16 protein-coding genes and 1 pseudogene are annotated in these 21555 nt (G+C 70.3%); 8 read left to right on the forward strand and 9 right to left on the reverse strand.

The window, feature by feature from the left end:
• Nucleotides 1-70 precede the first annotated feature (70 nt).
• Entirely contained in the window at nt 71-1885 is a 1815-nt protein-coding gene (locus ACFYWI_RS29000) for a glycoside hydrolase family 3 protein (protein WP_389238105.1), read from the reverse strand.
• Nucleotides 1886-2217: 332 nt separating this feature from the next.
• Here ACFYWI_RS29000 and ACFYWI_RS29005 point away from each other — a divergent pair, with 332 nt between their 5' ends.
• On the forward strand, nt 2218-3387 hold the full coding sequence (locus ACFYWI_RS29005) for a DUF1266 domain-containing protein (RefSeq protein WP_389238107.1): 1170 nt from the start codon (nt 2218-2220) through the stop codon (nt 3385-3387).
• A 9-nt stretch (nt 3388-3396) separates the two neighbouring features.
• On the opposite strand, the gene ACFYWI_RS29010 is transcribed toward ACFYWI_RS29005, so the two are convergent.
• From ACFYWI_RS29010 to ACFYWI_RS29020, 3 genes are all read right to left on the reverse strand, one after another.
• Nucleotides 3397-4173: a sugar phosphate isomerase/epimerase family protein gene (locus ACFYWI_RS29010; RefSeq protein WP_389238109.1), complete on the reverse strand. Its 777-nt coding sequence runs from the start codon at nt 4171-4173 to the stop codon at nt 3397-3399.
• Entirely contained in the window at nt 4170-5108 is a 939-nt protein-coding gene (locus ACFYWI_RS29015) for a GNAT family N-acetyltransferase (RefSeq protein WP_389238111.1), read from the reverse strand. Before ACFYWI_RS29015 ends, ACFYWI_RS29010 begins: the two co-directional genes overlap by 4 nt.
• A 234-nt stretch (nt 5109-5342) precedes the next feature.
• The gene (locus tag ACFYWI_RS29020; protein WP_389238113.1) at nt 5343-6413 is read right to left on the reverse strand and encodes a LacI family DNA-binding transcriptional regulator; all 1071 of its coding nucleotides are present in this window, start codon (nt 6411-6413) and stop codon (nt 5343-5345) included.
• 514 nt (nt 6414-6927) lie between these two features.
• On the opposite strand from ACFYWI_RS29020, the gene ACFYWI_RS29025 reads away from it, so the two are divergent.
• Together ACFYWI_RS29025 and ACFYWI_RS29030 are read left to right on the forward strand one after the other, a co-directional pair.
• On the forward strand, nt 6928-9129 hold the full coding sequence (locus ACFYWI_RS29025) for an ATP-dependent RecD-like DNA helicase (RefSeq protein WP_389238115.1): 2202 nt from the start codon (nt 6928-6930) through the stop codon (nt 9127-9129).
• 316 nt (nt 9130-9445) lie between these two features.
• Nucleotides 9446-10735, forward strand: a complete 1290-nt coding sequence (locus ACFYWI_RS29030; RefSeq protein ID WP_389238117.1) for a citrate synthase — start codon at nt 9446-9448, stop codon at nt 10733-10735.
• 446 nt (nt 10736-11181) lie between these two features.
• On the opposite strand, the pseudogene ACFYWI_RS29035 reads toward ACFYWI_RS29030, so the two are convergent.
• The 3 genes and pseudogenes from ACFYWI_RS29035 to ACFYWI_RS29045 all read right to left on the reverse strand — a co-directional run.
• Nucleotides 11182-11544, reverse strand: a pseudogene (locus tag ACFYWI_RS29035) (heavy metal translocating P-type ATPase); the annotation flags it as partial.
• Nucleotides 11545-11627: 83 nt separating this feature from the next.
• Nucleotides 11628-11945, reverse strand: coding sequence for a heavy-metal-associated domain-containing protein (locus ACFYWI_RS29040; protein ID WP_389238119.1), 318 nt, complete (start codon nt 11943-11945; stop codon nt 11628-11630).
• An 89-nt stretch (nt 11946-12034) separates the two neighbouring features.
• Nucleotides 12035-12793 carry a TetR/AcrR family transcriptional regulator gene (locus tag ACFYWI_RS29045; protein WP_389238121.1) on the reverse strand — a complete coding sequence of 253 codons (759 nt, stop codon included), beginning with the start codon at nt 12791-12793 and terminating at the stop codon, nt 12035-12037.
• Between the two features lie 162 nt (nt 12794-12955).
• Between ACFYWI_RS29045 and ACFYWI_RS29050 the strand changes: the two genes are divergently transcribed.
• Nucleotides 12956-15277 (forward strand): MMPL family transporter, encoded by a 2322-nt coding sequence (locus tag ACFYWI_RS29050; RefSeq protein ID WP_389238123.1) that lies wholly within the window; start codon nt 12956-12958, stop codon nt 15275-15277.
• 57 nt (nt 15278-15334) lie between these two features.
• On the opposite strand, the gene ACFYWI_RS29055 is transcribed toward ACFYWI_RS29050, so the two are convergent.
• Entirely contained in the window at nt 15335-15532 is a 198-nt protein-coding gene (locus tag ACFYWI_RS29055) for a helix-turn-helix transcriptional regulator (protein WP_389238125.1), read from the reverse strand.
• Between the two features lie 230 nt (nt 15533-15762).
• Nucleotides 15763-16674, reverse strand: a complete 912-nt coding sequence (locus ACFYWI_RS29060; RefSeq protein WP_389238127.1) for a sugar phosphate isomerase/epimerase family protein — start codon at nt 16672-16674, stop codon at nt 15763-15765.
• 129 nt (nt 16675-16803) lie between these two features.
• On the opposite strand from ACFYWI_RS29060, the gene iolC reads away from it, so the two are divergent.
• From iolC to iolD, 4 genes are read left to right on the forward strand one after another with little or no spacing between them, the layout of a single operon-like run.
• On the forward strand, nt 16804-17904 hold the full coding sequence (iolC, locus tag ACFYWI_RS29065) for a 5-dehydro-2-deoxygluconokinase (RefSeq protein ID WP_389238129.1): 1101 nt from the start codon (nt 16804-16806) through the stop codon (nt 17902-17904).
• Nucleotides 17901-18785: a deoxyribose-phosphate aldolase gene (locus ACFYWI_RS29070; protein ID WP_389238131.1), complete on the forward strand. Its 885-nt coding sequence runs from the start codon at nt 17901-17903 to the stop codon at nt 18783-18785. The genes iolC and ACFYWI_RS29070 overlap by 4 nt, the downstream gene beginning before the upstream one ends.
• 17 nt (nt 18786-18802) lie before the next feature.
• Nucleotides 18803-19624, forward strand: a complete 822-nt coding sequence (gene iolB / locus ACFYWI_RS29075; RefSeq protein WP_389238133.1) for a 5-deoxy-glucuronate isomerase — start codon at nt 18803-18805, stop codon at nt 19622-19624.
• On the forward strand, nt 19621-21555 hold the full coding sequence (iolD, locus tag ACFYWI_RS29080) for a 3D-(3,5/4)-trihydroxycyclohexane-1,2-dione acylhydrolase (decyclizing) (RefSeq protein WP_389238135.1): 1935 nt from the start codon (nt 19621-19623) through the stop codon (nt 21553-21555). The genes iolB and iolD overlap by 4 nt, the downstream gene beginning before the upstream one ends.

Here is a 21555-nt window from a genome sequence, read left to right on the forward strand (position 1 = left end):
GGTCCCGCCGGTTCGCATCCGGCGGGTCCGGCCCCTCGCGCATGTGTCGGGATCCCGGCGCCAAGACCCCCTAGTACGACAGCCCGTGCCCGATCGGGTACAGCACCTGCGACGGGTCGTCCGCGCGCTGTACCGGCACCGGCAGCCGGCCCCGGGGAGCCGCGGCGCCCGAGATCACCCGGGCCGCGGCGCGCAGTTCGACATCGGTCCAGGAGTAGCTCGCCAGGGCCGCGCCGACGCCGCCGAGCCAGGCGATGTCGTACGGATTGCGGATCGCGAGCGCGACCACCGGCACCCCGGTCGCGACCAGCCGGTCCACCAGCGTGCGCTGGGAGCCGGCCGCCGAGACGTTGTACGTGCCGACGACCACCACGTCCTTGCCCCTCGCCGCGGCTACCGCCTCCTCGATCTTCGCGCCGGTCGGCGCGGTGCCGGTGGACAGCGCGGACGCGGTGAAGCCCAGTTCGGCGAACGCGGTCGCAAGGACTGTGGTCGGCGGGCCGGTCGTACCGGTGGGCGAGGCCGGGTCGGCGCCGACGACCAGGAGGTCGGTCCGGCTGCGGCGGCTGAGCGGCAGCAGCCCGTCGGGGTTGGTCAGCAGCGTCGTCGTCCCCTCGGCGATCCGGTCCGCGGCGGCGAGATGGGCGCGGGCGCCGACCGTGCGCTCCACTCCCCGGTGCGAGACGAACGGGTCGCGGAACAGCCCGAGTTTCTCCTTGAGGATCAGGATGCGCAGGATCGATTCGTCGATGCGCGCCGTGCTCAGCTCACCGCTCTTGACCGCGTCGAGCACCCCGTTCCAGGCGACGGGCAGGTCGGGCGGGTTGAGCAGTTGGTCCACGCCTGCCAGCAGGGCCAGAACCGGCACCCGGTGGTCGCCGTACTTGTCCCGTACGCCCTGCATGTTGAGAGCGTCGGTGACGACCACCCCGTCGTAGCCCAACTCCTCGCGCAGAATCCCGGTGAGGATCGGGCGGGAGAGCGTGGCCGGGTCGTTGCTCGGATCCAGCGCCGGGAACTGGATGTGCGCCGTCATGATCGAGTCGACTCCGGCGGCGATCGCGGCCCGGAACGGCGGCGCGTCGATCTCCTCCCACTGTGCCCGGGTGTGGGTGATCACCGGGATGCCGGTGTGGCTGTCGACGGTGGTGTCGCCATGCCCGGGGAAATGCTTGGAGGTCGCCGCGATACCGGCGCACTGATACCCCTTGACCTGGGCGGCGACCATCCGGGCGACGGCGTTCGGGTCGGCGCCGAAGGACCGTACGCCGATGACCGGGTTGGCCGGGTTCACGTTGACGTCGGCGACCGGGGCGTAGTTCTGCACGATGCCCATCGCGGCCAGCTCGGCGCCGGCGAGCTGCGCCGCCATCCGGGCCGCGGAACGGGACGCGCCCGCGCCCAGCGCCATCGCGCCGGGTACCAGGGTGGCGGGTCTGCCGACGCGGGCGACGATGCCGTGCTCCTGATCGGTGGAGATCAGCAGCGGTACGGGGGTGGGCTGGGTGAGCCCGGCCCGCTGGATGCCGTTGGACAGATCGGCGATCTGGTGCGGGTCACGGGTGTTGTGCGCCCAGGCGAAGTAGATGATGCCGCCGACGTGGTACTCAGAGACGAGTTCGGCCGCGGTGCGGACGCCCATCTCCTTGAGGTTCAGATCGGCGTCCGCCTGGTCCGGGTCGGTGGCGGAGTGCCCGTACACCCGCATCACGAAGAGCTGGCCGACCTTCTCCTCCGGGCTCATCCGGGAGATGAGCCGCAGGAGCCGTTCGCGCTGGGCGGGGCGGGCGGAGAGGGCGGCTGCGGGCGATGCCGCGGCGACCGCGCCTGCGGCGACGGCGGTCGCGCCGAGGAGGGTGCGTCTGGAGAGGTTCCGGTCGTGCACTGGTGCTCCTTCCGGCCTTGCTCGACAAGGGAATTGAAGGAAACTTCCAAAGTCACACGGATATCCGGAAAGTAACTGCCAGGTCAAGGGTGTGGCACCGAAATGGGGCCCTGGCGCGCAGAAACGTCACTGGGACGGCGGGGGTACCCCTCGGGGGCGTGGTGTCGGTCCGGCGGCGTCGGTGCGCGGCGGCACTGCTGGTGCCGGGTGGTACCGGCGTCATTGCCGGGGCGGCCGCACGGCGGGGACAGTACGGCCGCGGGAGGCGGCGGCAGTGGCCCGGACCTGACGTTCTAGGGTTGGTCCTCCGGCTGACCAACGGGGGAGTCATCGTGTCCACGCCGCCCATGGAGCACGTCTGGCACGCGCCGACCGAAGTCGAACAGCGGCTGTACGACGCCAGGATGCGGGGGGACTGGGCCGCGTACTTCGACGTGCTCGCGGGCACCTACCTCTACCACGCCCTTCCGCGCGACGTGGCGGACGCGGGCAAGTCCGAGCATGCTCCCTACTGGAGCCCCGTGACCGGCACCTGGTGCTTCGCCTACTTCACGCAGGGTGTGCTGCCGGTGCCACAGCCCGATCCCGTCTTCCGCTGCGTCACGTTCGAACGTGTCGTCGAGGAGTGGGGCAACGACAGCCGCTGGCTGGCGGTCAACCCCGGCACGCCGTGCGAGGCGTACTTCCCGGCAACCCCGCAGACCCTGCATCTGTGGAGACAGCACGCGCAGCGCATCTCGTCCTCCCAGGCCGGGGCGCTGCGTACGCTGCGGGTGGGAGGGCCGCTCCAGGGACCTGTTGCCCGGGGACTCGCCTGCGGCGCGCAACTCGCCGTCTTCAGAGGTGATCTGTGGAACGAGCTCGCTCATCACGGACGCGGCTTTGTGCGAATGCGGCACATGGTGGCCGAGTCATGGGGTATCGAAAACGTCGAGGACTGGAAGCGGATCCAGGAGGCCATGCTGGGCGGCCGGTGCGTGAGCCGTGTCTGGGAGTTCGTGCTGTCCGTCCGCCAGGCGATGGCGCGCGAGTACGGAGGGACGGTCGATCCGGCCCACTGGCGTGAGACCGCGGCGCACGTCATGCGCCGCAACGCCGAACCGGGGACCGTACCCGACGCCGGTATCAACGGGGTGCAGCAGCTCATCGGGCGCATCACCCGCTACGAGGCCCGGTTCCGCGCGGACGGGATCCTCGCCGAGGGGCGCCAGGTCCGCTCGGTGCTGGCCTGGGACTACGGCCGCGCGGTCAACATGGCCCGCTGGGGCGTGGCCGCCCGGTTCTGCGAGGTGGCCGAGGCCGAACGTGCCGTGGTCCGTGCAGGCGAGGTCAGCCAGGTCACCTACCGCTCGTGGGAGGACTTCGGCGCAGGCTACGCGCTCGGCCGGTGTCTCCACTTCGACGAGGAGGAGTTCGGGATCTGGTACACGGAGATGGTCGACATCCACAGGATCCTGACCACGGACCCGGAGAGCCCCTGGCTCACGGTCCCGTGGCGCTAGCGGGGCCCGTCAGACGAGCCCGAGCAGATGCTCCCGGCCCGCCACCAGCAGGCCCGGCAGCTCGGCCGCCTCCGGGTGCCAGCGCTTCTCGTACTCCCAGCAGACCCAGCTGTCCTCGTCCAGGAGCCCGAGACACGGGGCGAGAGGCAGCGCCCCCTCCCCGAGCGGCAACGGCGTGAGGTCCTCGTGTGACGCCACGTCCTTGACCTGTACGTATCCCAGGTACGGGCCCAGCGCCGCCCGCGTCACCGCGGGTTCCTCGTCGCCGAGCCAGGTGTGCAGCACGTCCCACAGTCCACCCAGATGCTTGTGGCCGACCGTGCCGAGGATGCGCGAGACATCCGCGCCGGTGCGGTGCGAGTCGTGTGTCTCCACCAGCAGCTGTACGCCGAATTCCGCCGCGGTCTCCGCGGCCACCCCGAGCCGGCGGGCCGCGATCGCATCGGCGTCGGCCGGATCCTGGTTCCCGCCGCCGGGAAAGACACGGACGTAGGACGCCCCCACGTCGCGTGCCAGCCGCAGCAGTTCGTCGAGCTCCGCCTCCACCGGGCCGTCGTCGCCCGCCGCCGCGGCCCGCGTGCACCCGGCGACCGAGAGGATCTCGATTCCCGCGCGCTCGAACTCCATCGCCACCGCGGCTCGTTCACGCATGCCGAGGAGCGGGTGTAGGGGCTCCTCCGGATGTGCTCGCAGCTCCACGCCCTCGTATCCGGTGTCCGCCGCGAGCGCGGCCACCTCTGCGACGGGCATGGCGGGTACACCCAGCGTCGAGAACGCCAACCTCACGTGACCGTTCCTTCCTGGAGGGGAAGCCGCCAGTCCTGGCCGACCAGATCCACTCCGTAGGAGCGGTGCGGCTTCTCGGCGACGAGCGTGAACCCGGCCCGCTCGTAGATGCGGCGGGCCCCGGCCAGTACGTCATTGGTCCACAGCACCATGTCCCGGTACCCCGCATCGCGCGCGAAATCCACGGCGGTGCGCACCAGCCGGTCGCCGAGGCCGTGCCCGCGTGCCTCCGGCTCGACGAGCAGCAGCCGCAGCCGCGCGGTGGCGGGTGCGTCGTCACGTACGCATATGACCGAGCCCACCGCCCGCCCGTCCAGCTCGGCGATCCAGGCCCGCTCAAGATGCGGGTCGTGGTCCTGGGCGAAGTCCGCAACGATCCGGGCGACGAGGCCCTCGAAGTCGGCGTTCCACCCGTATTCGGCGGCGTACAACGCGCCGTGCCGCTGCACGATCCACCCCAGGTCCCCGGCTGCGGGCTCACGCAGCACAGGCTCTTCGCGGCGCGCCGCCGGCCGGTACTCGGTGAGAACCTCACGGACCGTACGCAGCGCCGCGGTGAGCCGCTCCCGCTCGCCGTCCGGCACCCCGTCCAGCAGGGTGCCGACCGCCTGCCGCGACCGCTCGTCCAGCAGCGCCGCGGCCTCCCGTCCCTGTGCGGTGAGTGTGATCCGCTGCCGTCGCGGGTCCACTTGCGACGGCGCCCGCTCCACCAGCCCCTCCCGTTCGAACTTGGCGAGCAGCCGGCTGAGGTACCCGGCGTCGAGCGACAACTCGGTCCGCAGATCGGCGGCGTCGGTACGGGGGCTGTGGGCGAGTTCGTACAGGACCCGGGACTCGGTGAGGGTGTACGGGGTGTAGAGGTGCTTGCCGTAGTCGAGCGCGCCGATGAGGTTGGTGTAGAAGCGGTTGAAGGCGCGGATCTCATGGATGGGCATGATGGGCTCCGAGCGGTTCCTCTGACTGAGTCAACGCTATGGCGCTCGATGCCGTGGGGCAAGGGCAAGGGCAAGGGCAGCGGCCCGACGCCCACGGACCTCGATCGGACCGAGCCCGGGAAAGGCCGCACCCCGGGGCTTTGCGCCCCGGCCGGGGCGCGAGCAGCGCGAGGCCGAGTGGCGGGCACGCCGCGTACACCGGCCGGGGCCGCCCGGGGGACATGCCCGTGGGGGTCAGTGAACCCGCGGTGGGGCCGTCGATTCGCGGGACATCAGTTCCGCGGGGATCGTCGCGAAGCCCCCCGGCGGCGGTGCCTCGTTGCCCATCGCCAGGCGCCCGGCCCGGGCGCCCGCTTCGAACAGGGGGAGGCGGACCGTCGTCAGGGACGGGACCGCGTCGAGTGAGAAGGGCAGATCGTCGAAGCCGGCCACCGAGACGTCGGCGGGGATGCGCAGGCCCTGGTCGCGCAGCGCCGCGCACGCGCCGAGCGCGACCGTGTCGTTGGCGGCGGCGATCGCCGTCAGTCCCGGGTCCCGGCGCAGCAGTTCCAGGGTGGCCTCGTAGCCGGAGCGGCGGTCGTAGGGGCCGTGCACCGTCAGCCGTTCCTGGCCGGCGTCGCCGCCCGGGCCCGCCGCGGCCATCGCAGCCCGGTGGCCCTCCAGCCGGTGCCGGGTCGTGGTGCGCTCCGCGGGGCCGGCGATGTATCCGATCCTGCGGTGGCCGAGCGCGATCAGGTGCTCGGTCAGCCGCCGTCCGCCGCCCCGGTTGTCGAAGGCGATCGTGGCGACGATCGCGTCGCCGGCCGGCAGCGGCGGCCGCCCGCACAGCACCACCCGCGTGCCCGCGGCCGCGAGCTTCGACAGTTTCGCGCTCATCGTCGCGATGTGGTCCGGGTCCTCGACCGCGCCGCCGGTCAGTACCACGGCCGCGGCGCGCTGGCGCTGCAGCAGCGTGAGGTAGTTCAGTTCGCGCCTCGGCGAGCCCCCGGTGTTGCAGACGACGGCCAGCTTCTCGCCGCGAGCCCGCCCGGTCCCCTCGTACCTGCCGATCTCGGTCTGCGCGGCCCCGGCCACGATCCCGAAAAAGGGGTCGGCGATGTCGTTGACGAGGATGCCGACCAGGTCGGAGGTGGCCGCGGCCAGCGAGCTCGCCGGGCCGTTCAGTACGTAGTCGAGCTCGTCCACCGCCTGCAGGACCCGCTCGCGGGTCGATGCGGCGACCGGGTAGTTGCCGTTCAGCACGCGGGAGACGGTGGCCGGGGACACCCGGGCGCGGGCGGCCACATCCGCCAGGGTGACTGTCATCGCTTTCCTCCGCGGGAGATGAAAACCGGCCAGTGCTCCGGGTCGCTGTCGGCAGGCTAGCCTCCTACCGGGCGGAAAGCGCCTTCTACCCCCAAATCGCTGGAACTCGGGCGCCGGGACGCCGTCGGCCAGGCGGCTCTCTCGCGGGGCCGGAGCGACGGGCTGCATCCATGCGCTCCAACTGGCCGACCGGACCACGCCGTTGCCCTCCGGCGTGCTCAACGGGCCCCGGCCGATGAAAAAAATTACTTCCCGAAGTCGTGCAACCCTTTCCGGGTGACGGGAGTCGTATGTGTCATCAAGGCCCTGGGGGAGATCTGGGGGGATCTGAAAGGGCCTTGAGGGTGGGGGATGCGTGGGGCCCGGTCATCGACCGGGCCCCCATTGCACGCGGGCCTTGTCCTCGGACGAGGCGTCCCCCGGTCCACCGACGAGGTGCCCCGGCGCGGTTGCCCGGTTGTGCGGTTGTCCACAGGTGCTCCGCGCTGTCGGACCCCGGCGGTAGCGTCGGGTCATGTCCAATCTGGCGGTCCTCGAAGGCGTTCTCGAGCGGATCACGTACGCCAACGAGGAGAACGGGTACACGGTCGCGCGCGTCGACACCGGTCGCGGCAGCGATCTGCTGACCGTGGTCGGCGCGCTGCTCGGTGCCCAGGTGGGCGAGTCGCTGCGCATGGAGGGCCGTTGGGGCTCCCACCCGCAGTACGGCAAGCAGTTCACGGTGGAGAACTACACGACGGTGCTGCCCGCCACCATCCAGGGCATCCGCCGCTATCTCGGCTCCGGACTGATCAAGGGTATCGGCCCGAAGATCGCCGAGCGGATCGTGGATCACTTCGGCATCGACACCCTCGACATCATCGAGCAGCAGCCGAAGAAGCTCGTCGAGGTGCCCGGTCTCGGCCCCAAGCGGACCAGGATGATCGGCGCCGCGTGGGAGGAGCAGAAGGCCATCAAGGAGGTCATGATCTTCCTCCAGGGCGTCGGTGTCTCCACCTCCATCGCGGTGCGCATCTACAAGAAGTACGAGGACGCCTCCATCTCGGTGGTCAAGAACCAGCCGTACCGCCTGGCCGCCGATGTGTGGGGCATCGGATTCCTGACCGCCGACAAGATCGCCCAGGCGGTCGGCATACCGCACGACAGCCCCGAGCGGGTCAAGGCGGGCCTGCAGTACGCCTTGTCGCAGTCCACCGACCAGGGGCACTGCTTCCTGCCCGAGGAGCAGCTGATCGCGGATGCGGTGAAGCTGCTCCAGGTGGACACCGGCCTTGTCATCGAGTGCCTTGCCGAGCTCGCGGGCGAGGAGGAGGGCGTCGTACGGGAGAGTGTTCCGGGCCCGGACGGTGGGGAGCCGGTCACGGCCGTCTATCTGGTGCCGTTCCACCGTGCGGAGATCTCGCTCGCCGGCCAGCTGCGCAGGCTGCTGCGGGCGGACGAGGACCGGATGCCGGCCTTCCATGACGTCGCCTGGGACAAGGCCTTGGCCTGGCTGGCCGAGCGTACGGGCGCGAAGCTCGCGCCCGAGCAGGAGGCGGCGGTCCGCCTTGCGCTCACCACCAAGGTCGCCGTGCTCACCGGAGGGCCGGGCTGCGGCAAGTCGTTCACGGTCCGCTCGATCGTGGAGCTGGCGCACGCCAAGAAGGCCAAGGTGGTGCTCGCGGCCCCGACCGGCCGTGCGGCCAAGCGGCTGGCCGAGCTGACCGGGGCCGAGGCCTCCACGGTGCACCGGCTGCTGGAACTGAAGCCGGGAGGTGACGCGGCCTTCGACCGGGACCGGCCGCTGGAAGCCGACCTGGTCGTGGTCGACGAGGCGTCCATGCTCGACCTTCTGCTGGCGAACAAACTGGTGAAAGCCGTGGCACCCGGCGCGCACCTGCTGCTGGTGGGGGATGTGGACCAGCTGCCGAGCGTCGGCGCGGGTGAGGTGCTGCGGGATCTGCTCGCGGACGGCGGGCCGGTGCCCAGCGTCCGGCTGACCCGTATCTTCCGCCAGGCCCAGCAGTCCGGCGTGGTGACCAATGCCCACCGGATCAACTCCGGCCTGCAGCCGATCACTTCGGGCCTCGCCGACTTCTTCCACTTCGTGGAGGAGGAGACCGAGGACGCGGGAGTGCTCACGGTGGACGTCGCGGCCCGTCGTATTCCGGCGAAATTCGGGCTGGACCCGCGGCGCGATGTGCAGGTGCTCGCCCCCATGCACCGCGGCCCGGCCGGCGCCGGCACGCTCAACGGGCTGCTCCAGCAGGCGATCACGCCTGCGCGACCCGACCTGCCCGAGAAGCGGGTCGGCGGCCGTGTCTTTCGCGTAGGCGACAAGGTCACCCAGATCCGCAACAACTATGACAAGGGGCGCAACGGCGTCTTCAACGGCACGGTCGGCGTCGTCACCTCGCTCCAGCCGGACGACCAGCGGCTGACGGTGCTCACCGACGAGGACGAGGAGGTGCCGTACGACTTCGACGAGCTGGACGAGCTGGCCCATGCGTACGCCGTGACGATCCACCGTTCCCAGGGCAGCGAGTATCCGGCCGTGGTGATCCCTGTCACCACCGGGGCCTGGATGATGCTCCAGCGCAACCTCCTCTACACGGCCGTGACACGGGCGAAGAAACTGGTCGTGCTGGTGGGCTCCCGCAAGGCGATAGGCCAGGCGGTGCGCACCGTTTCCGCAGGCAGACGCTTTACCGCCCTTGATCACCGGCTCGGCGGGTGACGCCGTCATGTCCTCCGGCAGCCGGATTCCCCCGGCCGCGGGACCATGGAGGAACCGCCTCTCACCGGGCCGTGGATGATCACGGCAGTGACCCTTGGCGGTTGCTCTGAGTGGCGGGTTTCCATCGGCCGGGTGGGAAACCGGACCCCGGCTTCCAGAACCTGGGCGAAGGGGGCAAGATGAGCAGGTTGGCGGCACTGAGTGCCGCCAATAGGCCCAATGGTCGACCCCGAGTGCACTCTCCTGAGCCAAATGGGGGATGGTAGAGACAGTCAGGGCACCTCGAAGTAGAGGCACTACGTCGGTGAGGGATGACGTGAGCGACAACTCTGTAGTACTGCGGTACGCGGACGGTGAATACACCTACCCGGTGGTCGACAGCACCGTCGGTGACAAGGGCTTCGACATCGGGAAGCTCCGAGCCCAGACCGGTCTGGTGACCCTGGACAGTGGTTACGGCAACACCGCCGCCTATAAATCCGCGATCACCTACCTCGACGGCGAGCAGGGCATTCTGCGCTACCGCGGCTACCCGATCGAGCAGCTGGCCGAGCATTCCACCTTCCTCGAGGTGGCGTATCTGCTGATCAACGGCGAGCTTCCGACGGTCGACGAGCTTGCGGCCTTCAAGGGTGAGATCACCCAGCACACCCTGCTGCACGAGGACGTCAAGCGGTTCTTCGGCGGCTTCCCGCGCGACGCGCACCCGATGGCCATGCTGTCCTCGGTGGTCAGCGCGCTGTCGACCTTCTACCAGGACAGCCACAACCCGTTCGACGAGAAGCAGCGCCACCTCTCCACGGTCCGGCTGCTCGCCAAGCTTCCGACGATCGCGGCGTACGCGTACAAGAAGTCGATCGGCCACCCCTTCGTCTACCCGCGCAACGACCTCGGGTACGTCGAGAACTTCCTGCGGATGACCTTCTCGGTCCCGGCGCAGGAGTACGAGCTGGACCCGGTGGTGGTCTCGGCGCTCGACAAGCTGCTGATCCTGCACGCGGACCACGAGCAGAACTGCTCGACCTCCACCGTGCGTCTGGTCGGCTCCTCCCAGGCGAACATGTTCGCCTCGATCTCGGCCGGCATCAGCGCCCTGTGGGGCCCGCTGCACGGTGGCGCCAACCAGTCGGTGCTGGAGATGCTCGAGGGCATCCAGGCCAACGGCGGCGACGTGGACTCCTTCATCCGCAAGGTGAAGAACAAGGAGGACGGCGTCCGTCTGATGGGCTTCGGCCACCGCGTCTACAAGAGCTTCGACCCGCGGGCGAAGATCATCAAGGCGGCGGCGCACGATGTCCTCTCGGCGCTCGGCAAGTCCGACGAGCTGCTCGACATCGCGCTCAAGCTGGAGGAGCACGCGCTCTCCGACGACTACTTCGTCTCGCGCAACCTCTACCCGAACGTGGACTTCTACACGGGTCTCATCTACCGCGCCATGGGCTTCCCGACCGAGATGTTCACCGTGCTGTTCGCTCTCGGCCGCCTCCCGGGCTGGATCGCCCAGTGGCACGAGATGATCAAGGAGCCGGGGTCCCGTATCGGCCGCCCGCGCCAGATCTACACCGGCGAGGTCCTGCGCGACTTCGTCCCGGTCGAGGCCCGCTGACCTCGTCCGTCCCGGCTCGCCGATACGGCGTACCGAACTCGCTGCCTCGGCCGGTTCCCGGCCGGGGCTCGCTGTTCGCGGACATCGCGTCCGAGGAGCCTCCACAGCGGAAAGCGCCCCGCTGCCGATCCCCCCACGGGTCGGCGGGCGGGGCGCTTCCCATTTCCCCGGAGCGGATTCCCCCCACGGGATCCGGCCGGGCGTCTGCTGGGCTGCAGAAGCTCCTCACGCGGTCTGCCGGGGTACGTACGTACGGGAGGGCCGCTCAAAGCTCCCCGGGCACGTGCCCCGGCCAACGCTTGCCTGGGACGTCCCCCAAGACATCCCATGAACGTCCCCCAAGACGTTCTGGCATCGCCCACTTAGACTCGCGAGGAGCCTTAATGGTTACCCCTAAATATCTGTGATCTAGGTCTCCTTGTGAAGGTCTTGTGACCTATCTGTAGTCACAAAAAGGAGCGGACGTGCAGGCCGTTCGACACCACAAATGCGGACGAAAAGGCTCTGGTCAATCCGGTGATCATGGGGTTGAGCAGGCATGATGCCGCCAGAGGCAGTGCGGCGACGTTGTAGCCGAACGCCCAGAAAAGATTGCCCTTGATCGTGGCCGGAGTCCGCTGTGCGAGACGGATCGCGTCGGCGGCGACCCTCGGATCACCTCGCACGAGCGTCGGATCACCCGCTTCGGTGGCCGCATCCGTGCCCCGTACCCATGGCCGGACCAGGTCCGCGGCGGCCGGTGCGACCGCGTCGTTCACATCATCACCGATCATGGCGACGCTGCGGCCATCGGCCTGCAGGCGCCGGACGGCGACGAGGGGGCCGGGCCGTACGGAACCGGTATCGGAGCGGTCGTGCACGGCACGGCCCGGGTTCCCGGAGCCCGCGGTGTTCAGACGGGGGAGACCAGCTCGTACCCGGCCTCGTCGACGGCGGCGCGCACTTCGGCCTCGTCGAGGGGGGCGTCGGAGACCACGGTCACCAGACCGGTCGCGGCCACGGCCTCGACCGAGGTGACGCCGGAGATTTCGGAGATCTCGCTGCCGACGGCGCCTTCGCAGTGGCCGCAGGTCATGCCGGTCACCTGATAGACGGTGGTGATGCCGCCGGTCTGCACGTCGGCGGCGCTGTCGTGGCAGGAGCCGTTGGACGAGCAGCAGGAGCCGGTCGCATCCACGGTCTCGGTCTCGATCTTCGTCTCGGCGGTCATCGCGCTCTCCTCGGCTTCTGCAGGACGTACGAAGTCATGGTGCATCAGTGAGCCGTGGGAGCGCCGCGGCCTTATACCCCTAGGGGGTATCAATGGGAGAAGGGATGCGGGGCCGTGCGCGCGGAGGGGTGCGAGGAGGGAGCCAGAACGTCGCAGAGGACCGGGTCCAGGTAGCGGAACATGACCTGCTTCAGCTCCCGGATGTACGCCTCCCGCTCGGCGCCCTCATGGGCGAGGATCACGTCGAGGCCGGCCTTGAAGATCGTGAAGATCATGGTCGACACCCGGGTGATCTCGTCGGGCGGCGCGTCGGGCAGGTAGCCCGCGAGGAGCGTCTCGATCCGCTCGAGCATTCCCAGGTGGACGGTCGTGAACTCCTCGGTGATCTGGCCCGGGATGTCGGGGCCGTGCATCAGGACGGCGAAGGCCGGGTTCTCCTCGTTGAAGGCGATCAGCGGGTCGAGTACGGCGTCCAGCAGCTGTTCGAGCGGGAGCTCGAGGCCGGCGGCGGCCAGGGCCGCGCCGTGGGACTCGCGCCACTGGTCGAGCAGGCGGCCGCCGAGCTCGACGGCGATGGCCTCCTTGTTCGGGAAGAACTGGTAGAGCGTGCCGGGGGAGACCCCGGCCTCGCGGGCGATGGCGTTGGTGCTGGCCGAGGTGTAGCCGGACGTGCAGAAGACGTTGGCGGCGGCGGCGAGGAGCTGTGCGATGCGGCGCTCGCCGCGGGCCTGACGGCGGCGCGGCCTGGCGGGGGCGGCGGCGCCCTCGACGGGCTCGGCGCGCTTGGTGCTGCGGCGGTTCGCGGTGGGCTCCGGCTTCGTGGGCTCCGGCTTCGTGGGCTCCGGCACGTGAATTCCCCAGCTTCCTGGCGCGGTTGACAAACACGAGTGGTCGCTCGCATTCTGGGTCAATGCGAGTGATGGCTCGTGTTTGCCAGTCTATGGCAATGGTCGGCCCATGCTGCCTGCCGGAAGTCGGCGCATGGACCACGGTGAAGGGGACGCCGCACCATGTCCGAAGTCAACACCCCCTCCCGACTGGGGGGGTGGACCCGTTTCGTCACCGCGCGGCCGCGTCTTGCGCTGCTGACCGCCCTGGTCCTCACCGCGCTCGCCGTGTTCGCCGGAAGCGGGGTGGCCGACCGGATGGGCAGTGGCGGCTGGGAGGATCCGGCGGCCGAGTCGTCCTATGCCACGGAGGCGCTGGAGCGGGAGTTCCCTGCCTCCCAGCCGAACCTGCTGCTCCTGGTGGACAGCGGCCGGGCGGGTGTGGACGACCCGGCGGTCGCCGCCGAGGCCGGCCGTCTGGTCAAGCGCCTCTCCGCCGAGAAGGGCGTGACGGGCGTCGGGTCGTACTGGCAGACCAAAGCGCCCACCCTGCGCGCACAGGACGGGCAGCAGGCGCTGATCGCGGCCCGTATCGAGGGTGACGAGAAGACCGCCGCCCGGACGCTGGAGCGGATGGCGCCCGACTACCGGGGTGCCCATGGACCGCTCGAGGTCTCTCTGGGCGGCCCGGTCGCCGTACAGCACGAAATGCAGACAATCATCCAGGAAGACCTGCTGAGGGCGGAGCTGATCGCCCTGCCCGTGACGCTGGTGCTGCTGGTCATGGTCTTCGGCAGCGCGGTCGCCGCCCTGCTTCCGCTGGGCGTCGGCATCGTCGCCATCCTGGGGACGAATGCCGTGCTGCGCGGCATCACCGAGTTCGCCGATGTCTCGGTCTTCGCACCGAACCTCACCACCGCGCTGGGGCTCGGACTCGCCATCGACTACGCCCTGTTCATCGTGCGCAGGTTCCGCGAGGAGCTCACGGAGGGGACCGGTGTACGCGATGCCGTCGGTGCGACGCTGCGCACGGCCGGCCGCACCGTCCTCTTCTCGGCCCTGACGGTGGCCGTGTCGCTCGCCGCGATGCTGGTCTTCCCACAGTACTTCCTGCGCTCGTTCGCCTACGCGGGCATCGCCGTGGTGCTGCTGGCCGCCGCGGCCGCGCTCATCCTGCTGCCGGCGGCACTGATGCTGCTGGGCCATCGGGTCAACGCGTTCGATCTGCGTCGGCTGCTGCGGCGCGGACGGGGACGTCAGGCGGCCGGCGGTGACAAGGCGGCGGTGAAGGCGGAATCGGGGGCCGGCTGGGCCCGCGTCGCCGCACTGGTGATGCGCCGCGCCCCGCTCTTCGCCATCGGCACCGTCGCCGGGCTGGTACTGCTCGGACTGCCCTTCCTTGGTGTCAAGTTCGGCACCCCCGACGACCGTCAGCTGCCGTCCACCGCCGAGTCCCACGTGGTCCAGCAGGAGATACGGGAGGGCTTCCCCGGCAGTCCCACCGGCGGACTCGAAGTGATCACCGAGCCTTCCGAGGCCTCCGGGGCTGCCGGGCCGACGCCCGCCCAGTACGCCGAGTACCGCGAGCGCATCTCCGCCCTCCCAGGAGTGCTGCGCGTCGACGGTCCTCTCGTCTCGGACACCTCCGGGTACTTCACGGTGCTGCCCAAGGGCGAGGCCGTGGGGGAGGGGGCTCAGCGACTCGTCCATGAACTGCGCGATGTGCCCGCTCCGTTCAAGACCTCGGTGACCGGCAGGGCCGCCGTGCTCGAGGACTCCAAGAGCGCCATTGCGGACCGGCTGCCGCTGGCGCTGGGGATCATCGTCGTGGTGACGCTGCTGCTGGTCTTCCTGCTGAGCGGCAGTGTGCTGATCCCCCTCCAGGCGGTGGTGCTCAACGCTCTGAGTCTGACGGCGATGTTCGGTGCGGTCGTCTGGGTCTTCCAGGACGGCAATCTCTCCGGACTGCTCTCCTTCACCTCCACCGGCGACATAGAGACCACCCTGCCCGTACTGATGTTCTGCATCGCCTTCGGCCTGTCGATGGACTACGGCGTCTTCCTGCTCTCCCGCATCAAGGAGGAGTACGACCGCTCCGGAGACCACGAGCACGCCGTACGGTTCGGGCTGCAGCGCACGGGAGGGCTGATCACCGCGGCTGCCGTGATCCTCGCGGTGGTCATGGTCGGCATAGGCACCTCACGGGTGACCAACACCAAGATGCTGGGCCTCGGGATCGCGCTGGCCGTCCTGATGGACGCCATGGTGGTGCGCAGCCTGCTGGTTCCGTCGGTGATGAAGCTGATGGGTGCCTCGACCTGGTGGGCACCGCGGCCGCTGCGTCGCTTCCACGAGCGGTTCGGGCTGAGCGAGGGGGAGACGGCCCCGCCCAGGCCGCTGTCCGGCTCGGGGTCGGGCACGGACAAGGAGTCGGACGCCGAGTCCGGCGGGGAGCCCGGTCAGGGTCCCGGTTCCGCGGCCGAACGGGACAGGGCCGGGGTCTGACCGGGGTCCGCAGGGGGCAGGGATGGCCCCGCACCGCGGAGTGCGGGGCCCATGGGCTCATTCACGGCGGCCTCTGTTGCCGGGACGGTTGGCCACCCAGATACGGATGGTGTCCGCGTACCAATAGGGCTTCCCGGCCTCCACATGGTCGGGCGGCGGAAGGAGACCGTGCTTGCGGTACGAGCGGACCGTGTCCGGCTGGACCTTGATGTGCGCGGCGATGTCCTTGTAAGACCAGAGCTTTCTGTCCGTCATCTTGTGGCACCTCCCTGCGGGCACGGCAGCGGCGGGCGGGATGCCGTCGGGGGAGCTGCCGCGTGACCGCTGGCGATCACTGAGCCTGTGCCCGGTGAACGACGAGGAGTGGTGGCAGGCGCAGCCTGTTGAACGCCTGTGACGGAAAGCCCGCGTAATGGAGACATCCGTGATGAGGAGGCGACAACAGTGACAGACGTGATGCGGATATCTCAGTCGCCGTGGATGCCTCAGACGCCGCAAGAGCGCAGGAATCCGCGCGTACGTTCGGCGATCGGGAACGGCTTGTCCGGCGCGCAGGGGTACATGTCCTGTTCCACGATGGCGAAGAGCTCGACGCCGAGCCGCTGAGCCGCGGTCAGTACGGGCTCCAGCGCGGGCACTCCGGCCGGTGGCTCACACATCACTCCACGTCCGACTGCAGGTCCGAACGGCACCTGGTTCGCGACGACTTCGGCGAGGATCCGCGGGTCGACCTGCTTGAGATGGAGGTAGCCGATCCGCTCTCCATAGGTCTCGATCAGCTTGACGCTGTCGCCGCCGCAGTATGCGTAGTGGCCCGTGTCCAGACAGAGCGAGACCAGGTCGGAGTCGGTGGCGTCGAGGAACCGGGTGACGTTTTCCTCGCTGTCGATATGGGTGTCCGCGTGCGGATGGACGACGATCTTCAGCCCGTGGCGCTCCCGCACCTCGCGGCCGAGACGTTCGGTCTGAGCGGTGAGATCGTGCCACTGGGCGGCAGTGAGCGTGCGGTCCTCCAGCATCCGGCCGGTCCTGTCGTCACGCCAGAAGGAGGGGATCACCACGAGATGCTCCGCGCCCATCGCCTGTGTGAGCGCCGCGATGTCCGATACATGCGCCCAGGTCTCGTCCCACACGGCTGCTCCGTGGTGCAGCCCGGTGAAGACCGTCCCGGCCGAGACCTTCAGCCCGCGCCGTGCGGTCTCTTCGGCGAGGCGCGCCGGGTCGCTCGGCAGATAGCCGTACGGGCCGAGCTCGATCCACTCGTAGCCGGCCTGCGCAACCTCGTCGAGGAAGCGCTGCCAGGGGACTTGCCGGTGATCGTCGGGAAACCACACCCCCCAGGAGTCGGGGGCCGAGCCGACCCGGATGCGGTTCAGGGCGGGGGCGGAGGAGGTCATGCCGGTCAGCTTTCCGGCCGTCGAAGAAAGGTGTCAAGGCTTGGTCCGAATGTCAGGACAAAATGTTGACAGGGTTCCGCGGGGAGGGCTAGACCTGGGGGCAGCCGGCGTCGAACCGAAGGGACGCGCATGCCTGAGCCGTACGACGTGATCACGATGGGCCGGATCGGCGTGGATCTCTATCCGCTGCGCACCGGGGTCCCGTTGGCGCAGGTCGACACCTTCGGAAAGTTCCTCGGCGGCTCCGCCGCGAACGTCGCCGTCGCGGCGGCCAGGCTGGGTCGGCGGACGGCGGTGATCACCCGCACCGGGCAGGACGCGTTCGGTGAGTATCTCCACCAGGCACTCGGGGAGTTCGGGGTCGACGACCGGTGGGTGACGGCCGTGCCGGCGTACCCGACCCCGGTCACCTTCTGCGAGATCTTCCCGCCCGACGACTTCCCGCTCTACTTCTACCGGCAGCCCAAGGCGCCCGATCTCGAGATCCGTGAAGACGAGTTGGACCTGGCCGAGGTGCGTGCGGCGCGGGTCTTCTGGGTGACCGGAACCGGACTGTGCGCCGAGCCGAGCCGCTCGGCGACACTGGCCGCGCTGTTCCACCGGGCGCGGGCCGGCGTCACCGTGTTCGACCTCGACTGGCGGCCGATGTTCTGGGCGGACCCGCAGGCGGCGCGCCCGTACTACGCGGCGGCGCTGGCGCAGGCGACAGTCGCCGTCGGCAACCTCGAGGAGTGCGAGATCGCCACCGGTGAGCGCGAGCCGCACGCCGCCGCGCGGGCGCTGCTGGCAGCGGGCGTGGAGCTCGCCGTCGTCAAACAGGGCCCCAAGGGCGTCCTTGCCGTCCACCGCGACGGCACCCGGGCCGAGGTCCCGCCCGTCCCGGTCGAGGTCGTCAACGGGCTGGGCGCCGGGGACGCGTTCGGCGGGGCGCTGTGCCACGGGCTGCTCGCGGGCTGGGAGTTGGAGCACGTGATGCGCCATGCGAACGCGGCGGGCGCGATCGTGGCGGCGCGGCTGGCGTGCTCGTCGGCGATGCCGTACGCGCAGGAGGTCGAGACGGTCCTCATGGGCGCCCCCATCCCCCCGGACCCGAGCCTGCCCGGGTCCGCGGCGCCGGCCCGGGATCCGGACGCCGCCCCGACACCGGCCGCAGAGCCGACACGGGAAACCGACCCGGTGCCGGGCACACGCCCCGGCCCCGGGGTGCCTGCCGGGGGAGCGGGGTCGTGAGCCGCGTCGACATCGCCGAGCTCGTCGGGATCCGGACCAGACATCCCGAGGCCGTCGCCGAGGCCGCCGGGCGGCGGCGCAGGCGTTCCGGGCTCGTCGGGGACAGCGGGCGGCTGATGATCGTCGCCGCCGACCATCCCGCCCGTGGCGCGCTCGGCGTCGGTGACCGCCCGCTCGCCATGGCCAACCGCCTCGATCTGCTGGAGCGGCTCTGTCTCGCGCTCTCCCGCCCCGGCGTGGACGGCGTCCTCGCCACCGCCGACATCCTCGACGACCTGCTCCTGCTCGGCGCCCTCGAGAGCAAGGTCGTCATGGGCTCGATGAACCGCGGCGGCCTCGCCGGCGCCGCCTTCGAGCTCGACGACCGCTTCACCGGGCACCGCGCCCGCGACCTGGAGCGGCTCGGGTTCGACGCCGGCAAGCTCCTGCTGCGCATCGACTACGAGGACCCGGCCTCCCTCGACACCCTGGGCGCCGCGGCCCGGGCCGTCGACGAGATGGCCGAGCGTCAGCTCCCCGTCTTCGTCGAGCCGTTCATCTGTCACCGTATCGACGGACGGCTGCGGAACGATCTCGGCGCCGAGGCCGTCACCCGGTCCATCGCCATCGCCTCGGGGCTGGCCGGCACCTCCGCGTACACCTGGCTGAAAGTACCTGTGACCGATGATCCGGACGATATGCAGGCGGTCATGGCGACGTCGACCCTCCCCGCGGTCCTCCTCGGGGGCGACATAGGGGACGACCAGGACGGTGCCTACGAGAAATGGCGCGGCGCGCTGCAACTGCCCACGGTCCAGGGACTGGTGGTGGGCCGCTCGTTGCTCTATCCGGTCGACGGGGACGTCGCCGCAGCCGTCGATACGGCCGTCGGACTGCTGTGAGGAGGTACGCAGAAGGCATGAGCGACAACAAGCGGCAGGATCTCCACCTTCCCTCCGGCAGTGCGGCTGACGGTCCGTACGCCCTGCACATCGCCCCCGGGCAGGCCGGCTGGGGCTACTCCAGCCTGCGTGTGCTGAACCTCGAGCCGGGTGGATCACATCTGTTGACCGCAGGGGACAGCGAATGGATCGTGCTTCCCCTGAGCGGCGGTTGCACCGTCGATACGCAAGACGGAATCTTTGAACTGCACGGCAGAGAAAGCGTGTTCAGCGGAGTGAGCGACTTCGCGTATGTACCGCGCGATGCCCGTGCCCAGATCGCCTCCGGCGTGGGAGGCCGCTTCGCCCTGGCAGGAGCGAGGTGCGAGCGCCGACTCCCCGCTCGCTACGGCCCCGCGCCGGAGGTTCCCGTCGAGGCCCGCGGCAGCGGCAGCCAGGCGCGCGAGGTGCACAACTTCGCCGCCGCGGACTCCTTCGACTGCGACCGGCTCATCGCCGTCGAGGTCCTCACCCCCGGCGGCAACTGGTCCTCCTATCCGCCGCACAAGCATGACGAGCACCGCCCCGGCGAGGAGTCCGAGCTGGAGGAGATCTATTACTTCGAGATCGACCGCGCCGGGGTGGGGTACCAGCGCATCTCCCCGTCCCGGCCCGGCGGCGCCGACCTGCTCGCCGAGGTCCGCACCGGCGACGCCGTCCTCGTCCCCGACGGCTGGCACGGCCCCTCCATCGCCGAACCCGGCCACACCATGTACTACCTCAACGTGATGGCGGGGCCGGGCGCCGAACGCGAGTGGCTCATCCGCTTCCACCCCGATCACACGGAGGGCTACCGATGAGCACGCCCCTGTCCGCGCGCACCCGCCGCCTGACCACGGCCCAGGCCCTCGTCGCCTTCCTCACCCGTCAGCACACCGAGCGCGACGGCCGCCGCCACCGCCTGATCGCCGCCACCTGGGGCATCTTCGGCCACGGCAATGTGGCCGGTATCGGCCAGGCGCTGCTGGAGTCCGGCACGACCGCGCCGTCCGAGGGGACAGCCCCCGGCCCCCGTCCCCGGATGCCCTTCGTCCAGGGCCGCAACGAACAGGCCATGGTCCACGCCGCCGTCGGCCACGCCCGCCAGTCCCGTCGGCTGTCCGCGCACGCCGTCACCACGTCCATCGGACCGGGCGCCACCAACCTGGTCACCGGCGCGGCCCTCGCCACCATCAACCGGCTGCCGGTCCTGCTGCTGCCGGGCGATGTGTTCGCGACCCGGCCCGCCGACCCGGTCCTGCAGCAGTTGGAGGTGCCGTACGCGGGCGATGTGTCGGTCAATGACGCACTGCGCCCGGTCTCCCGCTACTTCGACCGCGTCACCCGCCCCGAGTCGCTGATCCCGGCCGCGTTGCAGGCGATGCGGGTGCTCACCGACCCCGCCGAGACGGGCGCGGTCACGCTCGCCCTCCCGCAGGACGTCCAGGCCGAGGCGTACGACTGGCCCGAGGAGTTCTTCGCCGACCGTGTCTGGCAGGTGCGCCGGCCGCGGGCCGATACGGACGCGCTCGCCGAGGCCGCCGCTGCGCTACGGGCCGCCCGCCGCCCCCTGCTGGTGGCGGGTGGCGGCGTCCACCACAGCGAGGCCGAGCAGGCGCTGCGCGACTTCGCCGACGCGACCGGCATCCCCGTGGCCTCCACACAGGCCGGCAAGGGGTCGCTGCCCCACGACCACCCGTGCGACGTCGGCGGCATCGGCCACACCGGCACCGCCGTCGCCGACGAGCTGGCCCGCACGGCGGACCTGGTGATCGGCGTCGGCACCCGCTGGTCCGACTTCACCACCGCCTCGGCGACGCTCTTCGCCGACCCGGCCGTCCGTTTCGTCAACCTCAACATCGCGGCCTTCGACGCCCACAAGATGTCCGGCCTCGGTGTGGTCGCGGACGCCCGCACCGCGCTGGAAGAGCTCACCGCGGCCCTCGGCGGCGCACACCGGGTCGGGCCCGCGTACGCGGCGGAGTACCGGGACGGCAAGGAACGCTGGGAGCGCCGCGTAGCCGCCGCGTACGCGAGTGGAGACCCCCAGGCCCGTCCCACCCAGACCCAGGTTCTCGGCGCCCTCGACAGTCTGGTCACCGGCGACGACATCCTCATCAATGCCGCCGGCTCCCTTCCCGGTGACCTGCACAAACTCTGGCGCGCCCGCTCGGAGGACCAGTACCACGTCGAGTACGGGTACTCCTGCATGGGCTACGAGATCCCCGCGGCCATCGGGGTCGCCATGGCCGCACCGGGCCGTCCCGTCTGGGCCCTGGTCGGCGACGGTACGTATCTGATGAACCCCACCGAGATCGTCACCGCCGTCCAGGAAAACCTCCCCATCAAGGTGGTGATCCTGCAGAACCACGGGTACGCCTCCATCGGGGGCCTGTCCGAGTCGGTGGGCGCGGAGCGCTTCGGCACCGCGTACCGCCACAGGGCGGCCGACAGTTCGTACACCGGAGCCCCGCTGCCCATCGATCTGGCGGCCAACGCCGCCTCCCTCGGAATGCGGGTCATCCGCGCCAAGACCATGCGTGACCTGCGAGAAGCGCTCACCCAGGCCCGTGCGGCCGACGTGGCCACATGTGTCTACGTCGAGACCGAAACGGCAGACACAGTGTCGGGCGCGCCCGAGGCACAGGCGTGGTGGGATGTTCCGGTGGCCGAGACCGCGACCCGACCGTCGGCGGTCAAGGCCCGCGAGGATTACGACCGACAGGTCGCAGCCCGACGCCGCCATCTGTGA

This window comes from Streptomyces sp. NPDC002889 (assembly GCF_042888425.1).
Taxonomy (GTDB): domain Bacteria; phylum Actinomycetota; class Actinomycetes; order Streptomycetales; family Streptomycetaceae; genus Streptomyces.

Bases quoted from the DNA above. Each gene is read 5' to 3' on its own strand.
- iolB (WP_389238133.1), top strand. From the start codon at position 18,803: ATGAGCGACAACAAGCGGCAGGATCTCCACCTTCCCTCCGGCAGTGCG.
- ACFYWI_RS29060 (WP_389238127.1), bottom strand. From the start codon at position 16,674: ATGACCTCCTCCGCCCCCGCCCTGAACCGCATCCGGGTCGGCTCGGCC.
- iolD (WP_389238135.1), top strand. From the start codon at position 19,621: ATGAGCACGCCCCTGTCCGCGCGCACCCGCCGCCTGACCACGGCCCAG.
- ACFYWI_RS29050 (WP_389238123.1), top strand. From the start codon at position 12,956: ATGTCCGAAGTCAACACCCCCTCCCGACTGGGGGGGTGGACCCGTTTC.
- ACFYWI_RS29025 (WP_389238115.1), top strand. From the start codon at position 6,928: ATGTCCAATCTGGCGGTCCTCGAAGGCGTTCTCGAGCGGATCACGTAC.
- ACFYWI_RS29015 (WP_389238111.1), bottom strand. From the start codon at position 5,108: ATGCCCATCCATGAGATCCGCGCCTTCAACCGCTTCTACACCAACCTC.
- ACFYWI_RS29020 (WP_389238113.1), bottom strand. From the start codon at position 6,413: ATGACAGTCACCCTGGCGGATGTGGCCGCCCGCGCCCGGGTGTCCCCG.
- iolC (WP_389238129.1), top strand. From the start codon at position 16,804: ATGCCTGAGCCGTACGACGTGATCACGATGGGCCGGATCGGCGTGGAT.
- ACFYWI_RS29055 (WP_389238125.1), bottom strand. From the start codon at position 15,532: ATGACGGACAGAAAGCTCTGGTCTTACAAGGACATCGCCGCGCACATC.
- ACFYWI_RS29040 (WP_389238119.1), bottom strand. From the start codon at position 11,945: ATGACCGCCGAGACGAAGATCGAGACCGAGACCGTGGATGCGACCGGC.